General features: G+C 62.3%; 25 protein-coding genes. 19 read left to right on the top strand and 6 right to left on the bottom strand.

Features of this window, described 5'->3' with window-relative positions:
• Window positions 1-73 precede the first annotated feature (73 nt).
• From lepA to AB1555_05145, 11 genes are all read left to right on the top strand, one after another.
• The gene (gene lepA / locus AB1555_05195) at window positions 74-1,885 is read left to right on the top strand and encodes a translation elongation factor 4 (protein MEW6246090.1); all 1,812 of its coding nucleotides are present in this window, start codon (window positions 74-76) and stop codon (window positions 1,883-1,885) included.
• Window positions 1,882-2,673 (top strand): signal peptidase I, encoded by a 792-nt coding sequence (lepB, locus tag AB1555_05190; protein MEW6246089.1) that lies wholly within the window; start codon window positions 1,882-1,884, stop codon window positions 2,671-2,673. The genes lepA and lepB overlap by 4 nt, the downstream gene beginning before the upstream one ends.
• Window positions 2,643-3,716 (top strand): D-glycero-beta-D-manno-heptose-7-phosphate kinase, encoded by a 1,074-nt coding sequence (rfaE1, locus tag AB1555_05185; protein MEW6246088.1) that lies wholly within the window; start codon window positions 2,643-2,645, stop codon window positions 3,714-3,716. The genes lepB and rfaE1 overlap by 31 nt, the downstream gene beginning before the upstream one ends.
• Window positions 3,709-4,476 (top strand): 3-deoxy-manno-octulosonate cytidylyltransferase, encoded by a 768-nt coding sequence (kdsB, locus tag AB1555_05180; GenBank protein ID MEW6246087.1) that lies wholly within the window; start codon window positions 3,709-3,711, stop codon window positions 4,474-4,476. Before rfaE1 ends, kdsB begins: the two co-directional genes overlap by 8 nt.
• Before the next feature lie 25 nt (window positions 4,477-4,501).
• The gene (locus AB1555_05175; protein MEW6246086.1) at window positions 4,502-6,103 is read left to right on the top strand and encodes a CTP synthase; all 1,602 of its coding nucleotides are present in this window, start codon (window positions 4,502-4,504) and stop codon (window positions 6,101-6,103) included.
• A gap of 87 nt (window positions 6,104-6,190) precedes the next feature.
• Window positions 6,191-7,015, top strand: coding sequence for a 3-deoxy-8-phosphooctulonate synthase (kdsA, locus tag AB1555_05170; GenBank protein ID MEW6246085.1), 825 nt, complete (start codon window positions 6,191-6,193; stop codon window positions 7,013-7,015).
• Window positions 7,016-7,022: 7 nt separating this feature from the next.
• Window positions 7,023-7,982 (top strand): KpsF/GutQ family sugar-phosphate isomerase, encoded by a 960-nt coding sequence (locus tag AB1555_05165; GenBank protein MEW6246084.1) that lies wholly within the window; start codon window positions 7,023-7,025, stop codon window positions 7,980-7,982.
• Window positions 7,983-8,082: 100 nt separating this feature from the next.
• A complete protein-coding gene (pgsA, locus tag AB1555_05160) occupies window positions 8,083-8,703 on the top strand; it encodes a CDP-diacylglycerol--glycerol-3-phosphate 3-phosphatidyltransferase (protein ID MEW6246083.1) in 621 nt (206 codons plus the stop codon).
• 39 nt (window positions 8,704-8,742) lie between these two features.
• Window positions 8,743-9,357: a glycerol-3-phosphate 1-O-acyltransferase PlsY gene (gene plsY / locus AB1555_05155; protein ID MEW6246082.1), complete on the top strand. Its 615-nt coding sequence runs from the start codon at window positions 8,743-8,745 to the stop codon at window positions 9,355-9,357.
• A gap of 52 nt (window positions 9,358-9,409) precedes the next feature.
• Window positions 9,410-10,051 carry a TrkA C-terminal domain-containing protein gene (locus AB1555_05150; GenBank protein MEW6246081.1) on the top strand — a complete coding sequence of 214 codons (642 nt, stop codon included), beginning with the start codon at window positions 9,410-9,412 and terminating at the stop codon, window positions 10,049-10,051.
• A gap of 63 nt (window positions 10,052-10,114) precedes the next feature.
• Window positions 10,115-11,512, top strand: a complete 1,398-nt coding sequence (locus AB1555_05145; protein ID MEW6246080.1) for a Do family serine endopeptidase — start codon at window positions 10,115-10,117, stop codon at window positions 11,510-11,512.
• Window positions 11,513-11,515: 3 nt separating this feature from the next.
• Here AB1555_05145 and fusA read toward each other — a convergent pair whose 3' ends face one another.
• Both fusA and radC read right to left on the bottom strand, forming a co-directional pair.
• Window positions 11,516-13,615: an elongation factor G gene (fusA, locus tag AB1555_05140; GenBank protein ID MEW6246079.1), complete on the bottom strand. Its 2,100-nt coding sequence runs from the start codon at window positions 13,613-13,615 to the stop codon at window positions 11,516-11,518.
• Window positions 13,616-13,711: 96 nt separating this feature from the next.
• Entirely contained in the window at window positions 13,712-14,428 is a 717-nt protein-coding gene (gene radC / locus AB1555_05135) for a DNA repair protein RadC (protein MEW6246078.1), read from the bottom strand.
• Between the two features lie 195 nt (window positions 14,429-14,623).
• Between radC and AB1555_05130 the strand changes: the two genes are divergently transcribed.
• The 5 genes from AB1555_05130 (at window position 14,624) to AB1555_05110 (ending at window position 17,847) form a co-directional block, all read left to right on the top strand.
• Window positions 14,624-14,797, top strand: a complete 174-nt coding sequence (locus AB1555_05130; protein ID MEW6246077.1) for a hypothetical protein — start codon at window positions 14,624-14,626, stop codon at window positions 14,795-14,797.
• Window positions 14,798-14,901: 104 nt separating this feature from the next.
• Complete coding sequence (rsmD, locus tag AB1555_05125) at window positions 14,902-15,660, top strand: 16S rRNA (guanine(966)-N(2))-methyltransferase RsmD (protein MEW6246076.1); 759 nt, start codon at window positions 14,902-14,904, stop codon at window positions 15,658-15,660.
• The gene (coaD, locus tag AB1555_05120; GenBank protein ID MEW6246075.1) at window positions 15,657-16,145 is read left to right on the top strand and encodes a pantetheine-phosphate adenylyltransferase; all 489 of its coding nucleotides are present in this window, start codon (window positions 15,657-15,659) and stop codon (window positions 16,143-16,145) included. The genes rsmD and coaD overlap by 4 nt, the downstream gene beginning before the upstream one ends.
• On the top strand, window positions 16,142-17,335 hold the full coding sequence (locus tag AB1555_05115) for a pyridoxal phosphate-dependent aminotransferase (protein MEW6246074.1): 1,194 nt from the start codon (window positions 16,142-16,144) through the stop codon (window positions 17,333-17,335). Before coaD ends, AB1555_05115 begins: the two co-directional genes overlap by 4 nt.
• Window positions 17,336-17,481: 146 nt before the next feature.
• Window positions 17,482-17,847, top strand: coding sequence for an FmdB family zinc ribbon protein (locus tag AB1555_05110; protein MEW6246073.1), 366 nt, complete (start codon window positions 17,482-17,484; stop codon window positions 17,845-17,847).
• A gap of 14 nt (window positions 17,848-17,861) precedes the next feature.
• Here AB1555_05110 and AB1555_05105 read toward each other — a convergent pair whose 3' ends face one another.
• The 4 genes from AB1555_05105 to purH form a co-directional block, all read right to left on the bottom strand.
• On the bottom strand, window positions 17,862-18,281 hold the full coding sequence (locus AB1555_05105; protein MEW6246072.1) for a hypothetical protein: 420 nt from the start codon (window positions 18,279-18,281) through the stop codon (window positions 17,862-17,864).
• A 67-nt stretch (window positions 18,282-18,348) separates the two neighbouring features.
• Entirely contained in the window at window positions 18,349-19,005 is a 657-nt protein-coding gene (locus tag AB1555_05100; GenBank protein MEW6246071.1) for an L-threonylcarbamoyladenylate synthase, read from the bottom strand.
• Window positions 19,006-19,023: 18 nt separating this feature from the next.
• Window positions 19,024-20,301, bottom strand: coding sequence for a phosphoribosylamine--glycine ligase (gene purD / locus AB1555_05095; protein ID MEW6246070.1), 1,278 nt, complete (start codon window positions 20,299-20,301; stop codon window positions 19,024-19,026).
• Window positions 20,302-20,406: 105 nt separating this feature from the next.
• The gene (purH, locus tag AB1555_05090) at window positions 20,407-21,960 is read right to left on the bottom strand and encodes a bifunctional phosphoribosylaminoimidazolecarboxamide formyltransferase/IMP cyclohydrolase (protein ID MEW6246069.1); all 1,554 of its coding nucleotides are present in this window, start codon (window positions 21,958-21,960) and stop codon (window positions 20,407-20,409) included.
• A 304-nt stretch (window positions 21,961-22,264) separates the two neighbouring features.
• Here purH and AB1555_05085 point away from each other — a divergent pair, with 304 nt between their 5' ends.
• From AB1555_05085 to AB1555_05075, 3 genes are all read left to right on the top strand, one after another.
• Window positions 22,265-22,510, top strand: a complete 246-nt coding sequence (locus tag AB1555_05085; protein MEW6246068.1) for a ribbon-helix-helix protein, CopG family — start codon at window positions 22,265-22,267, stop codon at window positions 22,508-22,510.
• A gap of 2 nt (window positions 22,511-22,512) precedes the next feature.
• Window positions 22,513-22,947: a putative toxin-antitoxin system toxin component, PIN family gene (locus AB1555_05080; protein ID MEW6246067.1), complete on the top strand. Its 435-nt coding sequence runs from the start codon at window positions 22,513-22,515 to the stop codon at window positions 22,945-22,947.
• A 378-nt stretch (window positions 22,948-23,325) separates the two neighbouring features.
• Window positions 23,326-26,781: a DNA polymerase III subunit alpha gene (locus AB1555_05075; protein MEW6246066.1), complete on the top strand. Its 3,456-nt coding sequence runs from the start codon at window positions 23,326-23,328 to the stop codon at window positions 26,779-26,781.
• Window positions 26,782-26,798: the final 17 nt, after the last annotated feature.

Genomic DNA, 26,798 nt, shown 5'->3' with positions numbered 1-26,798 from the left:
CCGGATTATAATGAGGGGTGTTCTCTTTGACAACCCGGAACCGAGCGCATATAATGGGCCGATTTCGCAAGGCATGAGCCGGGATTTGCAAAGTCTCATCCGGAACTTCTCCATTATCGCGCATATCGATCACGGCAAATCGACCCTCGCTGACCGGTTCCTAGAAGCCACGGGCGCCATCACAGCCCGTGAGTTCCGAGAACAGATCCTCGACGCGATGGACCTTGAACGTGAGCGCGGGATCACGATCAAGGCCCATGCGGTCGCCATCCGGTATCAGGCGAAAGACGGGCAGACGTACGCCCTCCATCTGATCGATACGCCCGGGCATGTCGACTTCACCTACGAGGTGTCGCGCAGCCTGGCGGCCTGTGAAGGAGCCTTGTTGCTGGTGGACGCCAGTCAGGGCGTGCAGGCCCAGACGATCGCCAACGTGCACCTGGCGATGGCGAACAACCTGGTCGTCATTCCGGTCATCAACAAGATCGATCTGCCGAGCGCCGACATCGAGGCCACGAAGCAGCAGATCCAGGAAGTCCTCGGGCTTGAAGCTGCCGACGCCCTCTTGGTCAGCGCGAAGGAGGGGAGGGGGGTGCCGGATGTGCTGGAAGCCGTCGTCGCCAGGATTCCGCCGCCCTCGGGTTCGCCGGACAAGCCGCTCAAGGCGCTGATCTTCGACTCGTGGTTCGACAACTACCAGGGGGTCATCGTGTTGATCCGCATCATCGACGGGTCGGTGCGGCCCGGCATGAAGATCAAGGTCATGTCCAACGACCGGATCTTCGAGGTGACCGAGGTGGGGCAGTTCACGCCCAAGCGGACCAAAACCGCGCAGCTTCTGACCGGCGAAGTCGGCTACCTCAGCGCCAATATGAAGGAAGTCGCGGACGTCAAGATCGGCGACACGATCACCGACGCGGTCCGTCCGACCGACTCTCCCTTCCCCGGATACAAAGAAGTCAAACCGCTGGTCTTCTGCGGCCTGTACTCCACCGACACGGCGAAGTACGAAGACCTGCGCGATGCGCTGCAGAAGCTGCGCTTGAACGATTCCTCGTTCGTCTATGAACCGGAAACGTCGCTGGCGCTGGGATTCGGCTTCCGGTGCGGATTCCTCGGCCTCCTGCACATGGAGATCATCCAGGAACGGCTGGAACGGGAATATGGGCTTACGTTGATCACCACCGCGCCGACCGTGGTGTATCGCGTCCTGACGACCGCGGGCGAGGTGCTGGAAATCGACAATCCCGCGAAGCTGCCGCCTCCCAATGCGATCGAACTGTTCGAGGAGCCGTTCATCCTGGCGACGATCATCACGCCGGAACGGTACGTCGGGAGCCTCCTCCGGCTGTGCCAGGAACGGCGCGGAATTCAGAAAAGCCTGCAGTACTTGGATCCGACCCGCGTCATGCTTACGTACGAATTGCCCCTCAACGAGGTCATCCTGGATTTCTACGATCGGTTGAAGTCCAAGACCCAAGGCTACGCCTCATTGGATTACGAAGTGATCGGCTACCGGGAATCGGACCTCGTGAAGCTGGACATCCTGCTCAACGGCGAGCCGGTCGACGCCCTGTCGTTCATCACCCATCGCGAGCGGGCCTATCACCGTGGACGACAGTTGGCCGAAAAAATGAAAGAACTGATTCCGAAGCAGATGTTCGAGATCGCCATCCAGGCCGCGATCGGCAACAAAGTCATCGCACGGGAAACGATCGGCGCCCTGAAGAAGAACGTCACGGCGAAATGCTACGGCGGCGATATCACCCGCAAACGCAAGCTGTGGGAGAAACAGAAGGAAGGCAAGAAGCGGATGAAACAGGTGGGCCGGGTCGAAGTGCCGCAGGAAGCGTTTCTCGCCCTGCTGAAGGTGACCGACGAATGACCATGGACCCCAATCGCCCGGGCCTGGAGGACACCTCCTCGCCCCGTACCGAGGTCGCGTCGCAACCGCCGATCTCCAAGCCGCTCCTGGAAGAGGACGCGGTCTCGGCCTCCCGCGAACCGGTACAGGCCAGAAAATCCGTCCTCCGCGAATACGTGGAGGCCATCGTCGTCGCCATGATTCTGGCCTTCGCGATCCGCGTGTTCGTCGTCCAGGCCTTCAAGATTCCGTCGGGCTCGATGATTCCCACCTTGCTGATCGGCGATCACATCTTGGTCAGCAAACTGGCGTACGGCCTGCAGTGGCCGACGAACTGCAAGGCGCACCTGAGCTTTCCTCCGATCACCTGCTATTCCTCGTATACGCTGATCCGCTTCGGGCAGCCGCAGCGCGGCGATATCATCGTGTTCCGCTACCCGGAGGACGAAGACAAGGATTTCATCAAACGGATCATCGGGCTGCCCGGCGATACGATCCAGATCCGCAATAAGATCGTGTACGTAAACGGCGCTCCGCTCGACGACAAGGCTTATACCCAACGGGTGGACCCGGGAGTGATCGACAGCACCATCAACCCGCGCGACAATTTCGGTCCGGTCACGGTCCCCGAAGATTCCTATTTCGTGATGGGTGACAACCGTGACCAGAGCCTCGACAGCCGGTTCTGGGGATATGTGCGCGCGGACAAAATCCGGGGAAAAGCCTTCCGCATCTACTGGTCATGGAGCGGACAGGGCAAATGGACGGAGTGGGTGCGATGGGAACGACTCGGCCAGGCCGTTCGATGAGCAGTGCGCGCCGGTCCGCGCGCGCCGGCACGGTTTCGGAAACCGAGCGTGGCGAATCCGGCGCCTCCCTTCAAGCGCTTCAGCGGCACATCCAGCGCTTTCCCCACGCCAGCGTGCTGGTCGTCGGGGATCTGATCCTGGACCATTACATCTGGGGCCGCGTCAACCGGATCTCACCCGAAGCCCCGGTGCCCGTCGTCCATGTCGAATCCGAATCGCTGAAACTCGGCGGAGCGGCGAACGTCTACAACAATATCCTGTCGCTCGGCGGCCGGGCGGATCTCTGCGGGGTCATCGGCGCGGACGAGAGCGGCCGGCTCCTGCTCAAAGAGCTCGGTCTGCGCCGGCAGGGACGGGGCGGCGTGATCATCGACGCCGACAGGCCGACGACCAGAAAAAGCCGGGTCATCGCCCACAACCAGCAGGTGGTCCGGTACGACGTCGAGCGGCGAACAGAATTGAAAGCCCCGCTCCAGAAACGGATCGTCCGGTATGTCGAGTCGCGACTGCGGGAGATCTCCTGTTTGGTCGTGTCGGACTACGCCAAAGGCGTCGTCACCGCGCCCTTGATGGCCGAACTCACCAGACTGGCCGCGCTGCGCCGCATCCCGATCATCGTCGATCCCAAAGTCGAACACTTCGGCTACTACAAGGGCGTGACGGTCGTCACCCCGAATCATCTCGAAGCCACCCAAGCCGCGGGCGTGCACGGCGACGACGACCAGGCCGTCAACGAAGCCGGAGCGATGATTCGACAACGCCTGGGGTGCTGGTCGGTCCTCGTCACCCGCGGGGAACGGGGAATGAGCCTGTATGAGGCCGACGGCGCGAGTTGGCATATTCCCACCCGCGCGCGGCAGGTTTATGATGTCACGGGCGCGGGCGACACCGTCGTCGGGACCCTGGCTCTGGCCCTGGCGACCGGCGCCTCCATGCGCGAGGCGGCGACACTGGCGAATTATGCCGCCGGGATCGTGGTCGGCATGGTCGGCACCGCGACGGTGACCCCTCAGCAACTCTCGGACGCGTTGGAACATGCGTAGACCGGCCGGACCGGTGACAGTCGTCATTCCCGCCCGTTTCGGCTCGTCGCGGTTCCCCGGCAAACCGCTGGTCCAGATCATGGGGAAGTCCCTGATCCAACATGTGTACGAACGGGCGCGGACCTGCCGGGCCATCGACGCGGTGATCGTCGCGACCGACGACGACCGCGTCCGCGAGACGGTCGAAGGGTTCGGCGGGCTGGTCGTCATGACCGAAGAACCGTTCCGAACCGGAACCGACCGGGTGGCGGGAGTGGCGCGACAGCGGGCGGGCGAGTATTTCGTGGATCTCCAAGGCGACGAGATCCTGCTGCATTCCGATCTGCTCACGGACCTCGTCGAACCGTTTCTCGCGAGCGAGGCGGAAATGGGCACGCTCAAGCGTCGACTGGAGTCCGCCGACGACCTTCGCAATCCCGCCGTCGTGAAAGTGGTCACCGACGCGCGCGGCGATGCGCTCTATTTCTCCCGCGCGCCGATCCCGCACGTGCGGGACGATGCGGACGAGGCGCTCCGGCATGGGTTGCATTACATGCACCTCGGTCTCTACATTTATACACGCCGGACGCTGCTTCGATTGGCCGAGTTGCCGACTGGGAGCGCGGAAGACGCTGAGAAGCTCGAACAACTCCGCGCGCTGGAACACGGCATCCGCATCCGGGTGTGGGAAACGCGCCACCCGTCCCTGCGGATCGACACGCCGGAAGACCTGCTCAAGGCCGAGAAAACGTTGCAACAACGGGAGGCGGCGCGGTGCTGAGACCGATCTTGACGAGGCAACGGCCATGAGCAAATTCATCTTCGTGACCGGCGGCGTGGTCTCGTCGTTGGGCAAAGGCCTGGCCTCGGCATCCATCGGCAATTTGCTGGAAAGCCGGGGCTTGAAGATCACGTTCCTGAAGCTCGACCCCTATATCAACGTCGATCCCGGTACGATGAACCCGTACCAGCACGGGGAAGTGTACGTTACGGACGACGGAGCCGAGACGGACCTGGATCTCGGGCATTACGAACGGTACACCTCGCTGACGCTCACCCGCGAGAACAATTACACGACCGGCCGGATCTACCATTCAGTCATCACCAAAGAGCGCCGCGGCGACTATCTGGGCGGAACCGTCCAGGTCGTGCCGCACATCACCGATGAAATCAAGCAGTCGATCCGGCGGGTGGCGGAAGGGACGGATGTGGCCATCGTCGAGATCGGCGGCACGGTCGGCGATATCGAGAGCCTCCCATTTTTGGAAGCCATCCGCCAGATGCCTTACGACGTCGGGCGGGACAACGTCCTGTACGTGCATCTGACGCTGGTCCCCTATATCGGGGCGGCGGGCGAGCTCAAGACGAAACCGACGCAGCACTCGGTCAACAAACTGCGGGAGATCGGCATCCAGCCCAACATCCTGTTGTGCCGGACCGACCGCTATCTACCGCCCGACATCAAAGCCAAGATCGCCCTCTTCTGCAACGTCGAGAAAGAGGCCGTGATCACGGCCAAAGACGTCGAGACGGTCTACGAAGTGCCGATCGTGTTCCGCAAGGAAGGGCTCGACGAGCTGATCGTACGGCAACTGCGCCTGGAGACCGGTCCCCCGGATTTGCGCCAGTGGGACGCGATGGTCCAGAAAATCAAGTACCCGAAGCATGAGGTGCTCGTCGCCTTGGTCGGCAAATACGTCGGGCTCAAGGAGTCCTACAAAAGTTTGGCCGAAGCGTTGGTCCACGGGGGCATCGATCACGAGACGCGCGTCAATATCCGGTGGATCGAGTCCGAAGAGCTCGAACGGGTGGGCACCGAGCAGATGTTACGGGACGCCGACGGGATCCTAATTCCTGGCGGTTTCGGGGCGCGGGGGATCGAGGGCAAGATTCAAACGATCCGCTATGCACGCGAGCGCGGTATTCCGTTCTTCGGTCTCTGCCTGGGCATGCAGTGCGCGGTGATCGAACTGGCGAGGAACGTTGCCGGACTGGCGGGCGCCAACAGTGCGGAGTTCGATCCGCAGACCCCGCACCCCGTCATCGACCTGATGGCCGACCAGCGCTCGGTTCATGACAAGGGCGGCACGATGAGGTTGGGCGCCTATCCTTGCCGCCTCCTGGAGGGTAGCCTGGCCCACAAAGCCTACGGCGTGTCGGAGGTGCGCGAGCGTCACCGGCACCGGTACGAATTCAACAACGCCTACCGGGACGTGCTGACCAGTCACGGTCTGGTGTTGAGTGGGGTGTCGCCAGACCAACGGCTGGTCGAGATCGTCGAGTTGCCCCATCATCCTTGGTTCCTGGCGACACAATTTCATCCGGAATTCACCTCGCGGCCGCATCATCCTCATCCGCTCTTTAGCGCGTTTGTGGCGGCGTCGCTGCGAAGAAAATGTGGCCGGTAAACGGGAAGATCGGCATGGTGGGTCGCCGCACAGCGCCGGTTGTGGATTGGAACGCCGGACATCGGACGAGACACACGAGGCGATGCGATGTATGAGGTAGATCTGGGGCCGTTCAAAGTTGGCGCGGCGCACCGCCGGTTTTTGATTGCCGGTCCCTGCGTGATCGAGAGCGAGCGTTTGGCAATGGAGACTGCCGAGCGGATCGCGGAGATCACCAAGACGCTCGGCATGCCGTATATTTTCAAGTCCTCCTATGACAAGGCGAATCGCAGCTCGATCGATTCCTTCCGCGGTCCCGGGCTCCGGGAGGGGTTGGCTGTCCTGCGGAAGGTGAGAGAGCAGGTCGGCGTTCCCGTGCTGACCGACGTCCACACGGTCGAAGAAGCGCAGGCCGCAGCCGACGTCGCAGACGTGCTACAGATTCCCGCCTTTCTATGCCGGCAGACGGATCTATTGATCGCGGCGGCCCGAACCGGACGCGCGGTGAATGTAAAGAAGGGACAGTTTCTCTCGCCGTGGGAAATGGGCAACGTCGTCAAGAAGCTCGAAGACAGCGGCAATCGGAACATTCTTTTGACCGAGCGGGGCTCCTCGTTCGGCTATAGCAATCTGGTGGTCGACATGCGGTCGTTGCCGATCATGCGACGGCTTGGCTACCCGGTCGTGTTCGATGCCACGCATAGCGTCCAATTACCCGGCGGAGCCGGGACGAAATCCAGTGGTCAGCGGGAATTCGTCGCGCCGCTGGCGTGCGCTGCGGCAGGGGCCGGATGCGACGGCTTCTTCATGGAAGTCCATCCCGATCCGGATTCGGCGCTCTCGGACGGCCCGAACATGGTGCCCCTTTCGGAATTGAAAGCGTTGCTTGAGCGAATCCTGCGCATCTGTGACGCCGTCGGTCCCAAAGCCTGAGGCAGATATGAGCATTGAGCAGGGGAAACGCGTCTTGGAAATCGAGGCGGAGGCGATCCGCGCGCTCGTGGATCGGATCGATCATCGCTTCGCGGAAGCCGTCGATCTCTTGCAGCGGTGCGCCGGCAAGGTCGTCGTGTCCGGCATGGGCAAATCCGGGCTGATCGGTCAAAAGATCGCCGCGACCCTGGCGAGCACGGGGACCCCCGCCTTTTTTCTGCACCCGGCCGAAGGCATTCACGGCGATCTGGGCATGCTGGCGAGAAAGGATGTCCTGGTCGCCATTTCGAACAGCGGGGAAACTCAAGAAGTGCTTCACCTGTTGCCGTTCGTGAAGCGGATGGGCATCCCGGTGGTGGCCATGACCGGCCGCCCCGAGTCCACCTTGGCGAAAAACAGCGACGTGGTGCTGGACGTGTCGGTCAAAGAGGAAGCCTGCCCGATGGGCTTGGCGCCCACCGCCAGCACGACCGCGACATTAGCCATGGGTGACGCCCTGGCCATTGCGCTGCTCCAGAAGCGCGGGTTCAAACAAGAGGACTTCGCGCTGTTTCATCCGGGCGGCACGTTGGGCCGGCGGCTGTTGGTGAAGGTGCGTGACCTGATGCATGCCGGGGAGGCCCTGCCTCGCGTCGGCGTCCAGTCGTCCGGTCACGACGCCATCCTGGAAATGACGGCCAAGAAACTGGGGATGACCACGGTCGTCGACGGGGAGGGCCGGCTGCTGGGGGTCATTACCGATGGCGACCTGCGGCGCTTCCTTCAGCGCGGCGGAGATCTGGGCAACGTGACGGCGGGGGACCTCGCGAGCCGGAATCCCAAGACCATCGCCCCGGACGATTTGGCGACCGCCGCGGTGCATCTGATGGAGCGTTTCTCCATTACCTCGCTTGTGGTGGTGGATACGGTGGGGCAGATCGTCGGGGTGATTCATCTGCACGATCTGCTCAAACACGGCATTGTGTAAATGGTGTAAAGGAGCGCCGATCCGCCGCAGCCGCGGACTGATGGAGGCTCGCCGGCGGCGGTTCTCGAACCTGGAGAAGCGGAACCAGCAGGCAGCCTGTATGCGCGTCAGCGACGTGTGGAAGCAAGCGGGGATCGGTCTGGCCAAATCGGCCGCGCAGGAGACCAACATCAACCTGCCGAATCTCCTGACGGTCTCCCGCATTCTGTTGATCCCTGTCTTTGTGATGCTGTTTGCGACGCCGACGCCTGCGCGGTCGCTGGCGGCGGCCGTGGTGTTTGTCGTGGCGGCGGTCACGGACATGTTGGACGGATATCTCGCCCGCCGACGATCGCAGATTACCCGGTTGGGCCGGTTGCTCGATCCGATCGCGGACAAATTGTTAGTTCTCTCCGCCTTGATCTTGCTGGTGCAATACGACCGGGTGAGCGCGCTGGTGGCTATTCTCATCATCGCCCGCGAAGTCGCCGTGACCGGGATCCGGGCTATTGCGGCGACCGAGGGCATGATTCTGTCGGCGGAGTTGACGGGCAAGTATAAGATGGCCCTGCAGGTCGTGGCGGTCGTGTTCCTGGTGCTCGAGGACACCGTCTTGGCCACATTCGGCAACCTGCACGCGGCAGGAACCGTCACGCTGTATGTCTCCCTGGTGCTCGGCTACGTCTCGGGAGCCAAATACCTGTTCAACTTCTGGCGCCAAGTCACCCTCAAGGGATTGTAAGCACGCCCTCGAACGTTTGCGCCGTTCGCCGTTTGCTTCATGGAACAGATTTGGCTCGCCGTCGGCATGGGAGCAGCAGGATACGTGCTCGGGGCGATTCCCTTCGGCATCGTGGTGTGTCAATGGCTGGGAACGGTCGATCCGCGCACCGCAGGAAGCCGAAACGTCGGGTTCACCAACGTGCTCCGGGTCGCGGGCAAGAAAGCCGGGTTGTTGACCCTTGCCGGCGATCTGGGAAAAGGCTGGCTGGTCGGGTGGGTTGCCGCCCGGAGCTTGGAGCCGGAAGCCGTCGCGCTGGCGGTGGCCCTGTGTCCGGTGGTGGGACATGTCTTTTCGGCCTTTCTGGGGTTTCGCGGAGGCAAAGGCGTGGCGACGGCCTTGGGAGCAGTGATCGGCGTCGCGCCGACCGTTGGGTTCGCAGCGACGTTGGTCTGGCTGCTGACCGTCGCGGTGTGGAAGTATTCCTCCGTAGGAGCACTGGTCGCGTTCGGGCTTCTACCGGTTCTGGGCGGCGCGTTCCAGCGCAGTTGGGAGTTTGTGGGGTTTTCGCTGATCCTCTGTGGGCTCATTTGGTTGAAGCATCGAGAAAACCTCAACCGGCTATGGAGTGGAACCGAGCCGAAGATCGGACAGAGGCCAACAGTTATTAGTTAACAGAATCTCCCTTATCGGACTATTGGCGTTTACTTTCTGTGCTGCACCGCTCATGATCTTCGAATTCCTATCCCGCATCCGCAAAGAACTCACCGTCACCGCGAAAGCCCTGCAGGAAATCACCCTGGCGATCTCCGAGCGTGTCAATCGGAAGGTCCAGATCCTCCGCTTCCATTGGCAAGCCGCCTCCATGGCGCATCGACTAGAAGCGATCTATCAGGACTTGGGCCGGCGCCTCTCCGACACCCTGGACAGGAGGACGCACATGGACGACCGCCCTGCGTCGCCACCGCCAGAAATCGACGAGGTCAAACGAACTCTCGAGGCTTCCGCTCGACAAGTCCGGCACCTGAAGCACCTCCTCGCGCGTCTGGATAGCCTGATTCGGGAATTGAAACTTGAAGCGGCGCATGAAGATATGATTAGAATTCATCAAGACTTGGCACTTCGCTCGGCAACGATGAAACGTGTCACGGTCGCGAGAGAGTCGCTGCTGGTTGGCCGGTCTGTTCAGGAGTTCGAGTTGCCGCCCAGCGTCAGAGTCGCCGCGATCCTGCGAGGCCCGTTCTTGTTGCCTGTAACCGAGAGCCTGACCGTTCGAACAGACGACGTGGTCATCCTGCTCGGCCCGCAGGACGATCTCGCGGAGGTCCTGCCCCGCTTTTGGGGTCGGCGATCGGTTACAATAGCGTGACGCTGCTACCTTGGCTCAGCGGATCGAATACGTCCCTTTGTCTTTTTCTGTGATGGTGCTCCCGTGACGCGCAACATCGTCTTTTCCAAAACCCGACTTCCGGTACTTTGGGTGGTCACGATACTCGCGATTGTGCTGCCGTGTGTTGTTGGGAACGCCGCGGAGTCCTCGTCCGGACCGAGCGGTCTTCGCCTTTTGGAAGAAATCCAGAGTGTCATCACGGAGTTGGCCGAAAAAGCCAAGCCGTCTGTGGTCAGTATTTTTCCGGTCTCAGGCCCCGGTCGCTCCAAGGACCTCCCCGGAGAACGGCTGCCCAATTCTCCTGGTTCCGGGTCCGGCGTGATCATCGATCCTGAAGGGCACATCGTCACCAATAACCATGTCGTGGGCGACACAAACGAGGTGGAAGTCCGGTTATCCGATAAGACGAAATTGATCGCCCAAGTCGTCGGCAAGGATCCGGACACGGACCTGGCGGTGCTGAAAGTGACCAGCGAGCGCCCGTTGCCCTACGCGCGCTTCGGAGATTCCAACACCGTGAAGGTGGGCCAGTGGGTCCTCGCCGTCGGCAATCCCTTCGGGTTGGATCGGACCGTGACCCTGGGGGTCGTGAGCGGAATCGGGCGGGATAACATCAACCTGTCCCGCTATGAGAATTTCATCCAGACCGACGCCTCCATCAACCCGGGCAATTCGGGCGGACCGCTCTTCAACCTGCGCGGCGAGATCATCGGCATCAACACCGCCATCATCAATTTCGCCCAAGGGATCGGCTTCGCGATTCCGGCGAACATGGCCAAGCAGGTGATCCAGCAGTTGTTGGTCAAAGGCAAGGTCGTGCGCGGGTGGCTGGGCGTCGGCATTCAGCCGGTGACGGCGGATCTGGCCAAGAAATTCGGCGTCAACGAAGGGGAAGGCGTCCTCGTGAACGAAGTGTTCGAGAACGATCCGGCGGCGGCGGCCGGCATCAAGCCGGGCGACATCATCACCAAGATCGACGGGACGGCGATCGAGACGCCCAACAAGCTCTCGCGCCTGATCGCCGCGCTGCCTCCCGGTGCGGTCGCGAAAATCGAGGTCGTGCGCGACGGGAAGCGTGTGTTGCTGGATGTCGCGTTGACCGAGCGCCGGGAAAACGCGATCGTCGCCTCGCTGCCGCAGTCTCGGAGCGAGCTGAAGTTAGGCATCGATGTGCAGGATTTGACGGCCGCGCTGGCCGAAAAGTTCAAGTTGAAGGACCACAAAGGCGTCCTGATCGCCAAGGTGGAAGCGGGCAGCCTGGCTCAGGCCGAGGGGCTCCGCGAAGGAGACCTGATCAAGGAAGTCAACCGGGCGGAAGTCTCCACCGTCAATGAGTTCACCGCCGCCGTCGCGAAGATCAAACGCGGTGAGACGATCCTGCTACGCGTGCTCCGCGAGAGCCGGGCTTTCTACGTCGTCTTGAAACCCTCAGACCGCTGACCATCACTGTGCGACGGCGTGTTTCACCGCCTTGTGTTCGTCGATGATCCGTCCCGCCAGTTCACGAGGGACCTCCTCATAATTCAGGAACTCCATGGTGTACGTCCCTCGGCCGGCCGTAATGGAATTCAAGGCCGGATCGTACTTCAGCATCTCGGCCAGCGGCACGACGGCCTTGATGGACTGCATCCCCCCGGTCGCCGTCACGTTCAGAATGCGTCCCCGCCGCGAGTTCAGATCACCGATGACGGCGCCCACGTAATCTTCCGGGGCGTTGACTTCGACGCTCATCATCGGTTCCAACAGCACCGGATGCGCGGCCTCCATCGCCTTCTTGAACCCCATCGATGCGGCGATCTTGAAGGCGAGTTCCGACGAATCTACCACGTGGTACGACCCGTCGTACACGGTCACGCGCACGTCCACGACCGGAAATCCGGCCAACACGCCTTCGTGCATGGCCTCCACCACGCCTTTCTCGACGGCGGGAATGAAATTCCGCGGGATCGCGCCGCCCACGATCTTGTTTTCGAACTCGAATCCCTTCCCGCGCGGGAGCGGCGTGAGCTGGAGCCAGCAGTCTCCATATTGCCCGTGGCCGCCCGTTTGTTTCTTGTACTTCCCTTGCGCCTGGGCCACGGTCTTGATGGTCTCGCGATAGGGCACCTTGGGCGTATGGATCGTCACCTCCACCCCGTATTTGCGCCGGAGCTTTTCGAAGGTGACGTCGATATGGAGCTGCCCCATCCCGCTGAGCACCATTTCCTTCGTCTCGGCATTGCGGGTGAACTCCAACGTCGGATCTTCCTCGATGAGCTTATGGAGTCCGAGGCTGACCTTCTCGACGTCCGCTTTGGACTTGGGTTCGACGGCGAACGACATGACCGGCCGCGCCAATTGAAGCCCCGGATAGAGAATCGGGTCGTGCTCGTCGCAGAGCGTGTCGCCGGTCTGGGTGTCTTTCAGTTTCCCGATCGCCACGATGTCGCCGGCGACCGCCGACGGCACCGGCGCGTATTTCTTCCCCAAAATCGTAAACAGATGCCCGCCTTTTTCCTTGACCTTTTTGGTCGCATTGAAGAATCCCGAGTCCGCCGCCAGGGTTCCGGACAGGATGCGGGCATAGGTCATCCGTCCCAGGAACGGATCGATGAGAGTCTTGAACACGAACGCCGAAAAACGGTCGGACGGAGAAGGTTGACGCATGACCCGTTCGCCGTTATACGGATGTGCCCCCTCCAGCGGCCGCAACGTGGCGCTGTCGACCGGCGACGGCAGCAGGGAACCCAGCGCGTCCAACAGCGTCGCGACTCCGACGGTCCGCACGGCGGAGCCGCCGAGCACAGGCACGAACTTGCTCGTGAGCACCCCGTTCCGGAGGCCTTGCAGCAACTCGACCGCATCGAGATCGCCTTCCGACAGATACTTTTCCAGTAATCGATCATCGACTTCGGCCACGCCCTCGATCAGTTTCTTGCGCGCCTCGGCGACGACACCGGCCAGGTCGGCCGGCACGCTCCCCGCCTGCACCTTGGGGCTGTCGCTTCGCGACCGGATCGCCGCGCCCTGCAACAGATCGACGACACCCTCCAGCGCCTGACCCTCTCCGATCGGTACCGCAATCGGCAAGGCGGTCAGGCCTAAGGTCCGTTCGCATTCCTCGATGACGGCGCGATACGATGTCCCCTCCTTGTCCAACTCGTTCACGAACACGAGGCACGGCAGGCGAAGCTCTCGAATGCTCTGCCACATCCGCCGCAACTCGGTTCGGACCCCGGTCGCCGCACCGACGACAAGCACCACGCCGTCGACGGCGCGGAGAGCCGTCTGGGTTTCACCCAGGAAGCTGAGGGCGCCCGGTGTGTCGAGCAGATTCACCGTCGTGTCCTTCCATCCGAAATGAAGCACGCTGGTGCTGACCGAGATCCGCCGATGGATTTCCTCGGGTTCGAAATCCGATACCGTCGTCCCGTTTGCGACCGATCCCATCGTCGGGATAGCACCCGCCGTGAAGAGGAGCGCTTCCGTCAGGGAAGTTTTCCCGGCCCCGGTGTTCGACACGACTGCGACATTCCTGACCGACTCGACGCGGGATTCTTTCATGATGTCCTCCTCCGCTGATGTGGCCGTGAAGGACCCTCTCAGATCACAACATTGGCGAGTTCCCGGTCCCTCCTCCGGCCGATAGAGCCGAAGCGTTCATGCCATGCCGCCGGCCTCCTTGAGCCAGCCCTGATCCGCAAAGCTCACATAGCGACCGTCGCCGACCACGAGGTGATCCAGCACACGAATCCCCAGCACCTCTCCCGCCGCCACCAGGCGCGCGGTCAAGTGGTGATCCTCTTGGCTGGGCGAAGGATCGCCGCTGGGATGATTGTGCAGAAAAATGACGGCCGCCGCGGATTCGCGCACCGCGAGCGTAAACACTTCCCTCGGATGGACGATGCTGAGCGTCAGACTGCCTTCGGAAACCGTCTCTTCCCGGATCACCGTGTTCTTGGCGTCAAGCAGAATGACCTTGAAGATTTCGTGCCGGAGATCACGCAGGTGGGGATGGTAGTGCTTGAACAGATCGGCGCTGGAACGGATTCGGGTGCCGGTGGAGAGCGGCGCTGCCAGGACACGCCGCCCCAGTTCGACGGCGGCCTTGAGTTGGGCTGCTTTCGCGGCTCCCACGCCGGGGATCGCACAGAGCTCGTCGAGCCCGCAGTGCGCCAACCCCTGCAAACCCCTGAGATGGCGCAGCAGCTCCATGGCGACCTGGACCGCCGAGGCGTCCTGCCGACCGACCCGGAGCAAGATGGCCAGGAGCTGCGCATCCGACAACGCGGTCGCGCCTTCTTGCAGCAGCCGCTCACGAGGACGCTCGGTCGCCGGCCAATGGGCGATTCCATTGCCCCGCTTTTTCCCTATCATACGCCCCTGCTCGGGTCAAAAAACTGATGTGATGGACGTTTTTGTACCGAGCGCCGGACACCTTCTTTCCGCGATCCTCGCCTCACAAAATCATAACCCATTGAATTTCCAATAGCCGTCAATTCTGTTCAGGATCGGTTCAGGACTTGCTTGCACCCAACCGCAGCAGTGAGCGCTGACACCCAGGAGGGAGCGATGGAATGTCCGAAGTGCAAAGGGCTGATGATGCTGGAACGGTTTTCTGATTTTTTCCTCATCTTCTACGCGTGGAAGTGTATTAACTGCGGCGCGATCATCGATCGCACCATTTCGACGAACCGGAGAAAGAGCTTGGCGGTCCGCGAAGCTCACGCAGTCGGGACCCGCTAAGGGTCCGTTCATACCGCTTGACTGCTCGCGCATCATTGTCTCAATCGTTCGGCTGTTCGGTCGCTGCTCTGAACCGATCGGCATGACCCGCACAAAGCCGCCGCGTGCGGGTCATTATAGCCAAGTGGTCGAAGAGGCGTCAAAGCGTTCCCTGCAGCCCCATCGTCTTTCCGAGTCTCACGTTCACGGTTGAATACTCCTCTGCCGTTGCGCTCCAGGTTCTCCGCCTTGACCCTCTCAAAAACGCTGTGTTAGAGTCTGCCGCTCGCATCGCGTCGTCAACAAACACCATGCGCGTCATTGCTGGCTCCCTGAAGGGACGCCGGCTGCTGGGCCCTCGACGGTCCGAGTTGCGTCCCACGTCTGATCAAGTGAAGGAAGCGCTCTTTTCGATCGCCGGGGCCTGGATTCCGAACGCCGCCGTCCTGGACTTGTACGCGGGAACGGGCGCGATCGGGATCGAAGCCTTCAGCCGTGGCGCCCGGCGCGTGACGTTCGTCGAGTCCGATCCTGCCGCGCTTCGGGTTCTCCGCGCCAATCTCGAGCGGTGCGCCCTGACGCATGGGGTGGGAATCCATGCCGGCCGTGTCGATCGGTTTCTCCGCCGCCGCGCGTCATGGGATGGACCCTACGATGTGGTCTTCGCGGACCCGCCGTACGCCGCGGAGGAGGAATTGACCGGGTTGGCGAAGTGGCTCGATGAAGGACTGATCGCAGGCGACGCCATTGCGATTGTGGAGCACGCGTCCAGGACGCCGGTGCCGGACACGCTGGGGCCGTTGACCCGGACCCGCTGCTATCGATACGGCGACACGTCCCTCACCGTTTACCGCGGGCAAGACAAGATGGGGCGCGTCTCATGAACGTAGGGGTCTACCCCGGCACATTCGACCCGATCACGCACGGGCACACCGACATCATTACCCGCAGTCTCCGGATTTTCGACCACGTGATCGTGGCCGTCGCGCCGAATCCGAGCAAACATCCCCTGTTCAGCTTATCCGAACGGCTGGAGATGGTGCACTTGGTCACCGAGGGCATGCCGCGGGTCGAGGTCGCCACCTTCGAAGGGTTACTCGTCGAGTACGTCAAACGACGCGGAGCCAACGCAGTGATCCGAGGGCTGCGGGCGATTTCGGACTTCGAATTTGAATTTCAGATGGCGCTGACCAATCGCAAGCTGGAACACACCATTGAGACCGTGTTCCTCATGCCGAGTGAAGAGTATTCGTATCTGACGTCGACCATCATCAAAGACATCGCGAAACACGGCGGCCCCCTGACCGACTTCCTCCATCCCGAGGTCGCCAAGCGCCTGGATCAGCGACTACGAAACTTCCAACCATGAAACTTGCCGCGCGCGCCGGACGCATCGTGCCTTCTCCCACGCTCGGGATCACCGCCACCGCCAAGGCCATGGCGGCTCAAGGGATCGACGTGATCGATTTCGCCTCGGGCGAGCCCGATTTCGACACCCCGGAGCCGATCAAGGCCGCGGCGGAAGCCGCCATTCGAGCCGGCTTCACGAAATACACGCCGTCGTCCGGGATCGACGAGCTACGGACCGCCATCGCCGAGAAACTCCGAACCGAAGCAGGGCTGCGGTACGACAAGTCGCAGATCCTGGTCTCTTGCGGCGCCAAACATTCGCTCTACAACCTCGCGGAGGCGCTGTTCGAAGCCGGCGACGAAATCGTCATCCCGGTGCCCTTCTGGGTCTCCTACCAGGATCAGTTGCTGCTCAACGACGCGACACCGGTCCTGCTGGAGACGCGCGAAGAGGAAGGCTATGCGATTGACCCGGCCGAATTGGAACGGCGCATCACGCCGAGGACCAAGGCCATCATCGTCAACAGCCCCTGCAACCCCACGGGCGCCACCTATGACCGCGCCGCGCTCGAAGGCATCGCATCGGTGGCGCTTCGCCACGACCTCGTGGTCATCTCCGACGAGATTTACGGCAAGATCGTATACGACGGCGTCCGGCATTGCAGCATCGCGACGCTCGGCGAGGACGTCGCCGCGCGGACGGTGATCATCAACGGCGTGTCCAAAGCGTATGCCATGACCGGATGGCGCATCGGGTATGCGGCCGGCCCCAAAGAGCTGATCACCGCGATGGCCAACATCCAGAGCCAAAGCACGTCCAACCCCTGCTCGATTTCGCAGAAAGCCGCGGTGGCTGCGCTCCGCTTGGATGACTCATTCACCACGCAGATGGTCGCGGAATTCGACCGGCGGCGGCGGGTCATGGTCGAACGACTCAATAAAATGCCGGGCGTGAGTTGTCGGGTCCCGACCGGCGCCTTCTACGCCTTCCCCAACGTCAGCGGCCTGTTCCCTCGCCGTTGGAAAGACAGGCGCATCGCCAGCGCCTCGGACCTCGCCACCTACCTGCTGGAGGAAGCCAAGGTCGCGGTGGTGCCGGGGGAGCCCTTTGGCAGCATGGCCCATATCCGCCTGTCCTACGCCACCGGGATGGACGCCATTCTCCGCGGACTGGACCGCATGGAAGCCGCCCTGCGGCAACTCGGCTGAGCGCGATCCGCTGGCGGAGCGCTGTTTGTCACCCGATCGAAACGCTCGCCGGCCTTGATTTCGCCGAACGCTGTGTTAGTAGTATCTGCATTCGGGCTGACACGCGATTGCCGAGAGGTGGGGCGAGGAAAAGGAGGACAAAACCCGTGCCGATTTATGAATACCTCTGCGGAACCTGCGATTATCGATTTGAAGTGCAACAGAAAGTCAGCGACCCCCCGCTGACGACCTGCAGCCGTTGCGGCAACGGGGTAAGCAAGGTCATCTCCGCGCCGGCGATCATGTTCAAAGGCAGCGGGTGGTACATTACCGATTACTCCGACAAGCTCAAGCCCCCCGCCTCACCCGAATCCGGCAACGGGGCGGCCGACGGCAAGAAAGACGGCGCGCCGGCGACCCAGACCACCGGTGCATCAGCCCCGGCCCCCGCGGGCCAAAGCACAAGCGCCGCCCCGGCAGCGGCGGGATCGGCGAACCCCGCCTCACCTTCTTCCACGTCCTCTTCGTCATAACTCCGACCAGGACTTCAGTTGCGCTTGGTCCCTGAGGACTTCGTGGTCTTCTTCTTAGTCGTCGTGCTCTTGCCGGCGGATTTCGCCGTCGCCTTTGCGGCAGCCTTGGTTGCACCGGCCTTGGTCAATTTAGCTAGCTTGTCGCGCTCGGCGGCCAGGCCGTGCTCGAGTGTGGCGATCATCGCGGTCTTTTCTCGATTCAGGCGGGTGAGTTCGTCCACCCGAGCTTGCAACTCCTCACGGGCCTTCGCGGCGGCGGACAACTGGCTCTGCAATTGCGCTCGTTCCATGGTCACGGTTTGCAGCTCGGTCTTGAGCTGTTCGATCTGGGTTTGGAGCGCGGGCGGCCAGTAATCGCACCCGCTCAACCCTCCTCCCACCACCACGGCGAGCATCACACTCGCCGCGAACCTCCATGACATCATCGCGTGCATTGGCACCTCCTGTTCATCAGAGCCGGTTGAAGAAGAGCGCCTCTCGCCCCTCCCTCCGCGCGGACCGCTATCCGTTCAACTGAAAGCCGGCACGTTCCAGCGCCGCCACCAGCTCGGCCCGGGGAACTCGTCCCTCCCGCACCACGCTGATCGGGCCGCGCGCATCCACGACCGTGGACGGCAATCCGCCCGGCGTCGGCCCGCCGTCGAGAATCAGGTCGACGTCTGCGCCTAGTTCATTGCGCACCGCCTGTGCCGTCTCAAACGGCGACTGACCGGAGCGATTGGCGCTGGTGCCCGTCAACGGGCCGACTCGACGCAGCAGCGCAGCCAAGAGCGGATAGGCCGTCAACCGGATGCCGACCGAGCCTGTGCCCGCCGTCAGGAACGCCGGCAGGGACGGCAACGCGGGAAAAATAATCGTCAAGGGCCCCGGCCAGAACCGGTCCATCAGCACTTGGGCGGCCGGGGGAATATCGGCGGCCAGCCCGTCCAACTGCGCGCGGTCGGCGATCAGCACGAGAATCGGCTTATGGTCCCGCTCGCCCTTGATCCGGCAGACGCGGGCGACCGCCGTCGCATCGGTCGGAACGACGCCGAGACCATAAAAACTCTCGGTCGGAACGGCCACGACACCGCCGGCTCGGACGACCCGCGCGACCTCCCGCGCAATCTCTTCGGGACAGTCTTGCGGGCACGGAAGCACGCGAGCCTTGGTTGCCATGGAACCGATCATGGTTGCTCACACGCCGGCCGGCAACGCGCGCGCGGCGATGTCCGTCCGGAAATGACAGCCTTCAAACGAGATAGCGCGGGCCGTGCAATAGGCCCGATCCCGAGCCTGCGCTAAGCTCGTTCCCCTGCCGGTCACACCGAGGACACGTCCTCCCGCCGTGACGATCTCCTGCCCCTGCCGTTTGGTTCCGGCGTGGAACACGATGGTTTCGTCAGAGGCGCTGCGCCCCGGCAATCCACGAATCGGGAACCCGATCCGATAGGAACCGGGATAGCCGGCCGACGTCAGCACCACGCAGACCGCCGCGTCGTCATGCCACTGGACGGCGAGTTGATCCAGGCGGTGTTCGACCACCGCTTCCGCGACATCCACCAGATCGGTTTTCAGCAGCGGCAGCACCGCTTGCGTTTCCGGATCGCCCATCCGGGCGTTGAACTCCAGCACATACGGCCGGCCGTTGACGATCATGAGTCCGGCATAGAGCACGCCTTGAAACGGACAGCCCGTGCGTAGCAACGCCTCCACGGCCGGCAGCAGGACCTGCTTTATCACCGCATCCCGCAGCGTCGGAGTGCCGAGCGGCGCCGGCGCATAGGCGCCCATGCCGCCGGTGTTCGGACCCGTGTCGCCATCGCCGACCCGTTTATGATCCTGTGCCGGTAGCATAGGGACGACCGTCTTGCCGTCGGTAAAGGCCATGATGGTGAGCTCTTCGCCGTCCAGGAACTCTTCGATCAGCGCTTGCCGGCACGCCTCGCCGAAGACCCGTTTCTCCAGGATATCCGTCACCGCTTGTTGCGCCTGCTCGCGCGTGGCGGCCACCACCACGCCTTTGCCCTGCGCTAACCCGTCCGCCTTCACGACAACCGGAAGCGCATGCCGGTCAAGATACTCCAGCGCCGGGCCGGCCTTGTCGAAGCTCCGCGCGGCCGCCGTGGGAATGCCGGCCGCCGCCATCACCTCTTTCGCAAAAACCTTGCTGGACTCGATGCGGGCCGCGCCTTTGGTGGGGCCGAAGATCTTCAGCTTGGCCTTCCGGAATTCATCCGCGATCCCCATCGCGAGCGGCGCTTCGGGGCCGACAATGGTCAGATCGATCCGTTCGGATTGGACGAACGCCTTCAACTCGGCGATCGCCTCGGCTTTGATCGGCACACAGGTCGCCAGCGTTTCGATGCCGGCATTGCCCGGCGCGCAGTAGAGCTGGGCCACGCGCCGGCTCTGCGCAAGCTTCCACACCAGCGCATGTTCGCGCCCGCCGCTACCGATGACCAAAACTTTCATAAATTGAAGGATTGCGTGAGTGAAACAAGTTGGGACGAAGACGAGAGTAATCAATCAATGCGGCAATGATCACATGGGAAAATGCTCCAATCCCCAACGGCGTGCTCAGTGGCGGAAGTGGCGCATCCCCGTGAGAATCATCGCCATCTGATGTTCATCCGCCGCCTTGATCACTTCCTGATCCCGGATCGAGCCGCCGGGTTGGATGACCGCCGTAATGCCGGCCTGGGCAGCCGCGTCGATGCCGTCACGGAACGGAAAGAACGCATCCGAGGCCATCACGCAGCCCTTCACCGGCAGGACCGCCTTCATGCCGGCGAGCTTCACGGAATCCACCCGGCTCATCTGGCCGGCTCCGATGCCGACCGTCTGGCCCGGCCTCGCGTAGACGATGGCATTCGATTTAACGTGCTTGCAGACTTTCCAGGCGAAGGCGCAGGCCGCATACTCCTCGTCCGTCGGCTTCCGCATCGTCGGCACGTTCAACGCCAGGAGGTCGCCGAGACTGCCAAGGTCCCGATCCTGCACGATCAACCCGCCGACCAGCTTTTTGAGATCCAGCCCCTCCTGCATGGCTTTCGCCAACGGCCCTACATCGAGCAAGCGCAAATCCTTCTTCCGCTTCAGCTCCACCAGCGCATCGTCCGCATAGCCCGGCGCCACCACCACTTCGACGAAGGTCGAGGTGATCTCTTTCGCCGCTGCCAGATCGACCGACCGATTGAACGCGATCACCCCGCCGAAGGCCGACACAGGGTCGGTCTCCCGCGCCTTCACATAGGCCTCCACAGGCGTCGCCCCGAGCGCCGCGCCGCAGGGGTTGTTGTGTTTGATGATGACGACGGCTGTCTCGTCGAACTCCTTCACCAGCTCCAGCGCGGAGTTCGCATCGAGATAGTTGTTGTACGACATTGCCTTGCCGTGCAGCACCTTGGCGCGCGACACGGACGGTTCCCGCGAAAGGAGCTCGCGGTAGAACGCCCCCTGCTGATGTGGATTCTCCCCGTAGCGGAGGGATTCCACCCGTTCGAACTGGAGCGAGAGGATCGCGGGGAACTTGACCTCGTTCCCCTGCACCTGTTTTTCCAGATAGTCGGCGATGAGGCTGTCGTAGCGCGCCGTATGTTGGAAGACCTTCATCGCCAACTCGCGCCGGAGTTCCCGCGTCACGGCCCCCGCCTTGAGCGCCTCCAACACGCGCGTATAGTCGGACGGATCGACGACCACCACGACATCTTCGTGATTCTTCGCCGCCGAGCGCAGCATCGACGGCCCGCCGATGTCGATGTTCTCGATCGCGTCGTCGAAGGAACAGTCGGGTTTGGAGATCGTGGCCTCGAAGGGGTAGAGATTCACGACGACGACATCGATCGGCCCGATCCCATGTTCCTGCATCTGCGCCACGTGCGCCGGCACGCTGCGGCGACCGAGCAACCCGCCGTGAATCTTCGGATGGAGCGTCTTGACCCGGCCGTCCAGAATTTCCGGCGACCCGGTGTAGGCCGCCACGTCCGTCACCGCCACGCCGGCCTCCCGCAGGGCTTTGGCCGTCCCGCCGGTGGACAGAATCTCCGCGCCCAGCGCGGCCAGACCTTTCGCCATCTCGACGACACCGGTCTTATCCGACACGCTGATCAATGCCCGCTCGATGCCGGCCATGGCCTGCTCCTTGTGCTGCGCGTTGGATGGGGTTCGAAAAATAATACGCACGATGAAAAAGCGGGCGCAGAATAACAGATGCCTCTATGAAGTTCAAGGCAACGCCGGGCGCAGAAAGGAGTGCCGAGCGGTCTGGCAGGTCCTGTCCTGTCGATCCGAACTTCCGCAGCCGGTGATTCACGTCGTACGGCAAGAAAAGCAGAATGTCTCCTTAAATTCCCTCCCCGTTAAATTCCCTCACAGTTAAACGTTGACCGATGCCCCGAGCGACTGTATAATTTTGTCATACAGTGAGGAGGAGAAAATGAAGCGTGGACGCGTGCCACTCACAGTCTCGGTCCCCTCCGAGTTGGCGACCAAGTTCGAGAAGCTGGCCAAGGCTGAGGCGAAGAACAAGAGCCAGCTCTTCCGTGAGATGGTCTCCGTGTACGAGCAGCGCCGGCGGGAGGAGGAGTTTCTCGCACTTCAGCGCTATGGTGCCAGACAGGCGCGCAAGAAAGGGGTGCTGACGGAAGCCGATGTCGAAGCCCTGGTCTTCCAGGACCGCTGACCGTGCGCGTCGTCTTCGACACGAACATCTATGTGTCAGCCTTGGGGATTCCCGGCGGCCGGGCGGAAGAAGCCTACCTCGGCGCCCTCCGCGGAAGATTCGAACTCTTCACTTCAGTCCCGATCCTCACCGAGACGGCGACGGTCCTCCAGAGCAAGTTCGACTGGGCGGAGGAGAAGACGCGGGAATTCGTGCAAGCGATCAGCCGCGTGGCCATCGTCGTCAGGACCACTTCCCGTCTCCGTGTCGTAGAAGATGAACCCGACAATCGCATCCTCGAGTGCGCGGTTCACGCCCATGCGGACTCCATTGTCACAGGCGATCGGCATCTCCTGATACTTGGGACTTACAAAGGTGTGCGGCTGATCCGGTTGACCGACTTCCTCGAGCTTCTTACGGGTAACGAGCAAGAAAAGGGGTCGGGAGTCGATTCTTGACAGAAGGTCCGCGATTCCCGTAGGAGCGCATCCGGGCGCTGTCGTCCCCGCGTGGCCGCTGGTGCTCTCGCCTATCATGTCATACGTAACGAAACGACTCCCGACCCCTTTTCCTTTTCCCCGACCCCTTTTCCTTTTCCCCAGAGAGTACACGGGGCATCCTCCACCTCTCCATCAAACTGAAGGCGTCGGCGTGTTCTGCGACTTGCGGGTGGCGCTGACCAGGGCGCTCAGCTGCGCGCAGCGGGGTCCCTACACCGGGCGGGGTGCGAGCACGGCTGGGCTGGTCAGCGACAGGACCCGCAAGTTTCTTATCCCCCTTCCCCTCAATTTGACATCCCCCACCCTCCCGACTAGAATCCGCCGCTGAGTCACCCCATGTCATCCCAATTCGTCCACCTCCACCTCCACACCCAGTACAGTTTGTTGGATGGCGCGAATCAAATCGATCCGCTCGTCCAGCAGGTGAAGGGGTTCGGCCAACCGGCCGTGGCCATGACCGACCACGGCAACATGTTCGGAGCGGTCGAGTTCTACCGGAAGGCCAAGGATGCGGGGATCAAACCCATCATCGGGTGCGAGGCCTACATGGCGCCGGGCAGCCGGTTCGCCAAGGACAGCGCCCTCGCCCACAACGACTACTATCACCTGATTCTGCTCGCGACGAACCTCACGGGCTATCAAAACCTCATCAAGCTCGTCAGTAAAGCGTATCTTGAAGGCTTCTATTACAAGCCACGGATGGATAAGGACTTACTGCAGCAACATCATGAGGGATTGATCGCCCTGTCGGGCTGCCTCAGCGGCGAGGTGCCGTATCTCATCGGACAGAAAGACATGGAGAGCGCCATCCGGGTCGCTGGGGAATATCGAGAGATCTTCGGGAAGGACCATTACTATCTGGAGGTCCAGGCCAACGGCTTGGAGCATCAGCGCATCGCCAACCGCGGGCTGATCGAGATTCACCAGAAGCTTGGTATCCCGCTCGCCGGCACCAATGATTGCCACTACCTCAAGAAGGAAGACGCCAGGCCGCATGACCTGATGCTGTGCCTGCAGACCGGCAAGACGATCAACGATCCCAACCGGCTGAAGTTCGACACGGACCAGCTCTACGTCAAGTCGACCGACGAGATGGTCGCCGAGTTCGCGGAACTGCCGCAGGCCGTGCTGAACACCTGTCGCATCGCGGAACAGTGCGACTTGCACCTGCCGCTGAACAAGACCCATCTGCCCCAGTACAAAGTCCCGGACGGCTACACCCGCGAAACGTACCTGGAGCACCTGGCTCACGAAGGCCTCGCCGCCCGGTTGCGTGAGCGGCCCAGTGCCATCCCGCGCGAAGCCTACGAGCTGCGGCTGAAGGAAGAGTTGACGGTCATCTGTACAATGGGGTTCGCCGGCTACTTCCTGATCGTATGGGACATCATCAAGTTCGCCCGTTCGCGCGGCATTCCGGTCGGGCCGGGCCGGGGCTCCGCCGCCGGCAGTCTCGTCGCCTACGCGCTGCGGATCACAGACCTCGATCCGCTCGTCTACAGCCTCCTTTTCGAACGGTTCCTCAACCCCGAGCGCGTCTCGCTCCCCGATATCGACATGGACTTCTGCATGGACCGCCGGAACGAGGTCATCAACTACGTGGTGGAGAAGTTCGGGCAAGACCACGTCGCCCAGATCATCACGTTCGGCACCATGAAGGCCAAGGCGGCGATCCGCGACGTCGGGCGCGTGCTGGAAATGCCCTACGCGGACGTGGACCGGATCGCCAAGCTCGTGCCGGACGATCTGAAAATGACGCTCGACAAGGCGCTGGAGCAGGAGCCGCGGCTCCGCGATCTGGTGGACAAGGACCCCAAGGTCCGCGAGCTGATGTCCATCGCCCAGTCCTTGGAAGGGCTGGCGCGTCACGCCTCCACGCACGCCGCCGGCGTCGTGATCTCCGACCAGCCGCTCACGGAGCATGTGCCGCTTTACAAAGGCACCAACGACGAAATCGTCACCCAGTACTCGATGGGCGACGTGGAGAAGATCGGCCTGGTCAAGTTCGACTTCCTCGGCCTCAAGACCTTGACGATGATTCACCACGCCGTGACACTGATCAACGCCGCGCGCCCCGACAACCCGCCCTTCGTCATCGACCGGATTCCGTTCGACGATCCCCACACCTTCGCGCTGCTTTCCTCCGGGAAGACGACCGGGCTCTTCCAATTGGAAAGCGCCGGGATGCGCGACCTGCTGGTCGGGCTCCGGCCGGACCGGTTTGAAGACATCATCGCAATCATCGCCCTGTACCGGCCGGGGCCGATGGACCTGATCCCCGACTTCATCAAGCGCAAGCAGGGCAAGATCCCGATCACCTATGAAGTCCCCGAATTGGAGCCGATCCTCAAGGACACCTACGGGGTCATCGTCTACCAGGAGCAGGTGATGGCGATCGCCAACAAGGTCGCCGGCTTCTCCCTCGGCCAAGCCGACATCCTACGGCGCGCGATGGGCAAGAAGAAGCCCGAGGAGATGGAGAAATTGCGGGCGCAGTTTCTCGAGGGGGCGAGGAAGAAGAAGATTTCCGAGAAGAAAGCGGAGAAACTGTACGAACTGATTCAGAAGTTCGCCGGCTACGGCTTCAACAAGTCCCACGCCGCCGCCTATGCGGTCGTCTGTTATCAGACCGCATACCTCAAGACCCACTACCCGACCGAGTTCATGGCCGCCCTCATGACCTGCGACATGGGCAACGCCGACAAGATCGTGAGCTATTTCACGGAGTGCCGGGATTTGGGCATCAAGGTCCTCCCGCCCGACGTCAACGAGAGCCAGAAAACCTTTGCGGTGGTGGACGGCGGCATCCGATTCGGCCTGGCGGCGATCAAGAACGTCGGCGCAGGGGCGGTCGAGTCCATCATCGCGATTCGCAATGAGACCGGCCGATTCCGATCGTTCTTCGATTTCTGCCGCCGCGTCGATCTCCACAAGGTCAACAAACGGATGCTGGAGGGCCTGATCAAGGCCGGGGCGTTCGACTCGACCGGCGCCAGGCGGTCGCAGCTCATGGCCGTGCTCGACCGGGCGGTGGAGGAAGGCGCGACCGTGCAGCGGGAGCGAGCGCTGGGCCAAACGAGCATCTTCGGCGGCGACCTGGAAAACGGGTCGGCGACCGAGCTTCATGACCCCGAGCTGCCGGACATCCCGGAATGGGACCAGGGCGAGCGGGTGAAATACGAGCGCGAGCTGACGGGCTTCTATATTTCGGCCCATCCTCTGGCCCGGTATGAAGCCGCGGTGCGAACGCTGGCCACGGCGACCACCGAGGGCTTGGCGGACGTGGCCGACGGGAAGGAGGTGAAGCTGTGCGGGATCATCACGACCGTCAAGACCATGCTGACCAAGAAGGGCGACCGGATGGCCTATCTAACGCTCGAAGACTTGCACGGGATGGTGGAAGTCATCGCCTTCCCCGATCTCTACAAAGCGGCCAGCGACCTCATCGCGCCGGAGCAGATCGTCCGCGTGACCGGCACCGTCGATCGCGGAGACAAGGGGACGAAACTCCGCGGCAGCAAGATCGAGGCCTTGGCGGAGCTGCAAGCCAAGGCCATCACCAAGGTCAATATCCGGCTGGGCGACTCACCGGACGTCGCGAGCCGGTTACCGAAGTTACAGCAAGTGTTGTCGCGGCATCCGGGATCCACCGCCGTCTACTTTACCTTCCGAATGGCGCCACACCTGGAAGCGGACACGGCTCCGCTCCCGAACGTCACGGTCCTTCCCAGCGAGCATTTCGTGTTGGAAGTTGAAGAAGTGCTAGGCAAAGGGGCGGTGGCTCTGCTATCCTGAGCAGGCTTCTTGCCCTC

This window comes from Nitrospirota bacterium, from assembly GCA_040755395.1.
Taxonomy (GTDB): Bacteria; Nitrospirota; Nitrospiria; order Nitrospirales; family Nitrospiraceae; genus DATLZU01.
This window is presented reverse-complemented; position numbering and strand designations above follow the sequence as displayed.

Excerpts from the sequence above, each read along its gene's own strand:
- lepA (MEW6246090.1), top strand. The coding sequence starts at position 74 with ATGAGCCGGGATTTGCAAAGTCTCATCCGGAACTTCTCCATTATCGCG.
- lepB (MEW6246089.1), top strand. The coding sequence starts at position 1,882 with ATGACCATGGACCCCAATCGCCCGGGCCTGGAGGACACCTCCTCGCCC.
- rfaE1 (MEW6246088.1), top strand. The coding sequence starts at position 2,643 with ATGGGAACGACTCGGCCAGGCCGTTCGATGAGCAGTGCGCGCCGGTCC.
- kdsB (MEW6246087.1), top strand. The coding sequence starts at position 3,709 with ATGCGTAGACCGGCCGGACCGGTGACAGTCGTCATTCCCGCCCGTTTC.
- AB1555_05175 (MEW6246086.1), top strand. The coding sequence starts at position 4,502 with ATGAGCAAATTCATCTTCGTGACCGGCGGCGTGGTCTCGTCGTTGGGC.
- kdsA (MEW6246085.1), top strand. The coding sequence starts at position 6,191 with ATGTATGAGGTAGATCTGGGGCCGTTCAAAGTTGGCGCGGCGCACCGC.
- AB1555_05165 (MEW6246084.1), top strand. The coding sequence starts at position 7,023 with ATGAGCATTGAGCAGGGGAAACGCGTCTTGGAAATCGAGGCGGAGGCG.
- pgsA (MEW6246083.1), top strand. The coding sequence starts at position 8,083 with ATGCGCGTCAGCGACGTGTGGAAGCAAGCGGGGATCGGTCTGGCCAAA.
- plsY (MEW6246082.1), top strand. The coding sequence starts at position 8,743 with ATGGAACAGATTTGGCTCGCCGTCGGCATGGGAGCAGCAGGATACGTG.
- AB1555_05150 (MEW6246081.1), top strand. The coding sequence starts at position 9,410 with ATGATCTTCGAATTCCTATCCCGCATCCGCAAAGAACTCACCGTCACC.
- fusA (MEW6246079.1), bottom strand. The coding sequence starts at position 13,615 with ATGAAAGAATCCCGCGTCGAGTCGGTCAGGAATGTCGCAGTCGTGTCG.
- radC (MEW6246078.1), bottom strand. The coding sequence starts at position 14,428 with ATGATAGGGAAAAAGCGGGGCAATGGAATCGCCCATTGGCCGGCGACC.
- AB1555_05130 (MEW6246077.1), top strand. The coding sequence starts at position 14,624 with ATGGAATGTCCGAAGTGCAAAGGGCTGATGATGCTGGAACGGTTTTCT.
- coaD (MEW6246075.1), top strand. The coding sequence starts at position 15,657 with ATGAACGTAGGGGTCTACCCCGGCACATTCGACCCGATCACGCACGGG.
- AB1555_05115 (MEW6246074.1), top strand. The coding sequence starts at position 16,142 with ATGAAACTTGCCGCGCGCGCCGGACGCATCGTGCCTTCTCCCACGCTC.
- AB1555_05105 (MEW6246072.1), bottom strand. The coding sequence starts at position 18,281 with ATGCACGCGATGATGTCATGGAGGTTCGCGGCGAGTGTGATGCTCGCC.
- AB1555_05100 (MEW6246071.1), bottom strand. The coding sequence starts at position 19,005 with ATGGCAACCAAGGCTCGCGTGCTTCCGTGCCCGCAAGACTGTCCCGAA.
- purD (MEW6246070.1), bottom strand. The coding sequence starts at position 20,301 with ATGAAAGTTTTGGTCATCGGTAGCGGCGGGCGCGAACATGCGCTGGTG.
- purH (MEW6246069.1), bottom strand. The coding sequence starts at position 21,960 with ATGGCCGGCATCGAGCGGGCATTGATCAGCGTGTCGGATAAGACCGGT.
- AB1555_05085 (MEW6246068.1), top strand. The coding sequence starts at position 22,265 with ATGAAGCGTGGACGCGTGCCACTCACAGTCTCGGTCCCCTCCGAGTTG.
- AB1555_05075 (MEW6246066.1), top strand. The coding sequence starts at position 23,326 with ATGTCATCCCAATTCGTCCACCTCCACCTCCACACCCAGTACAGTTTG.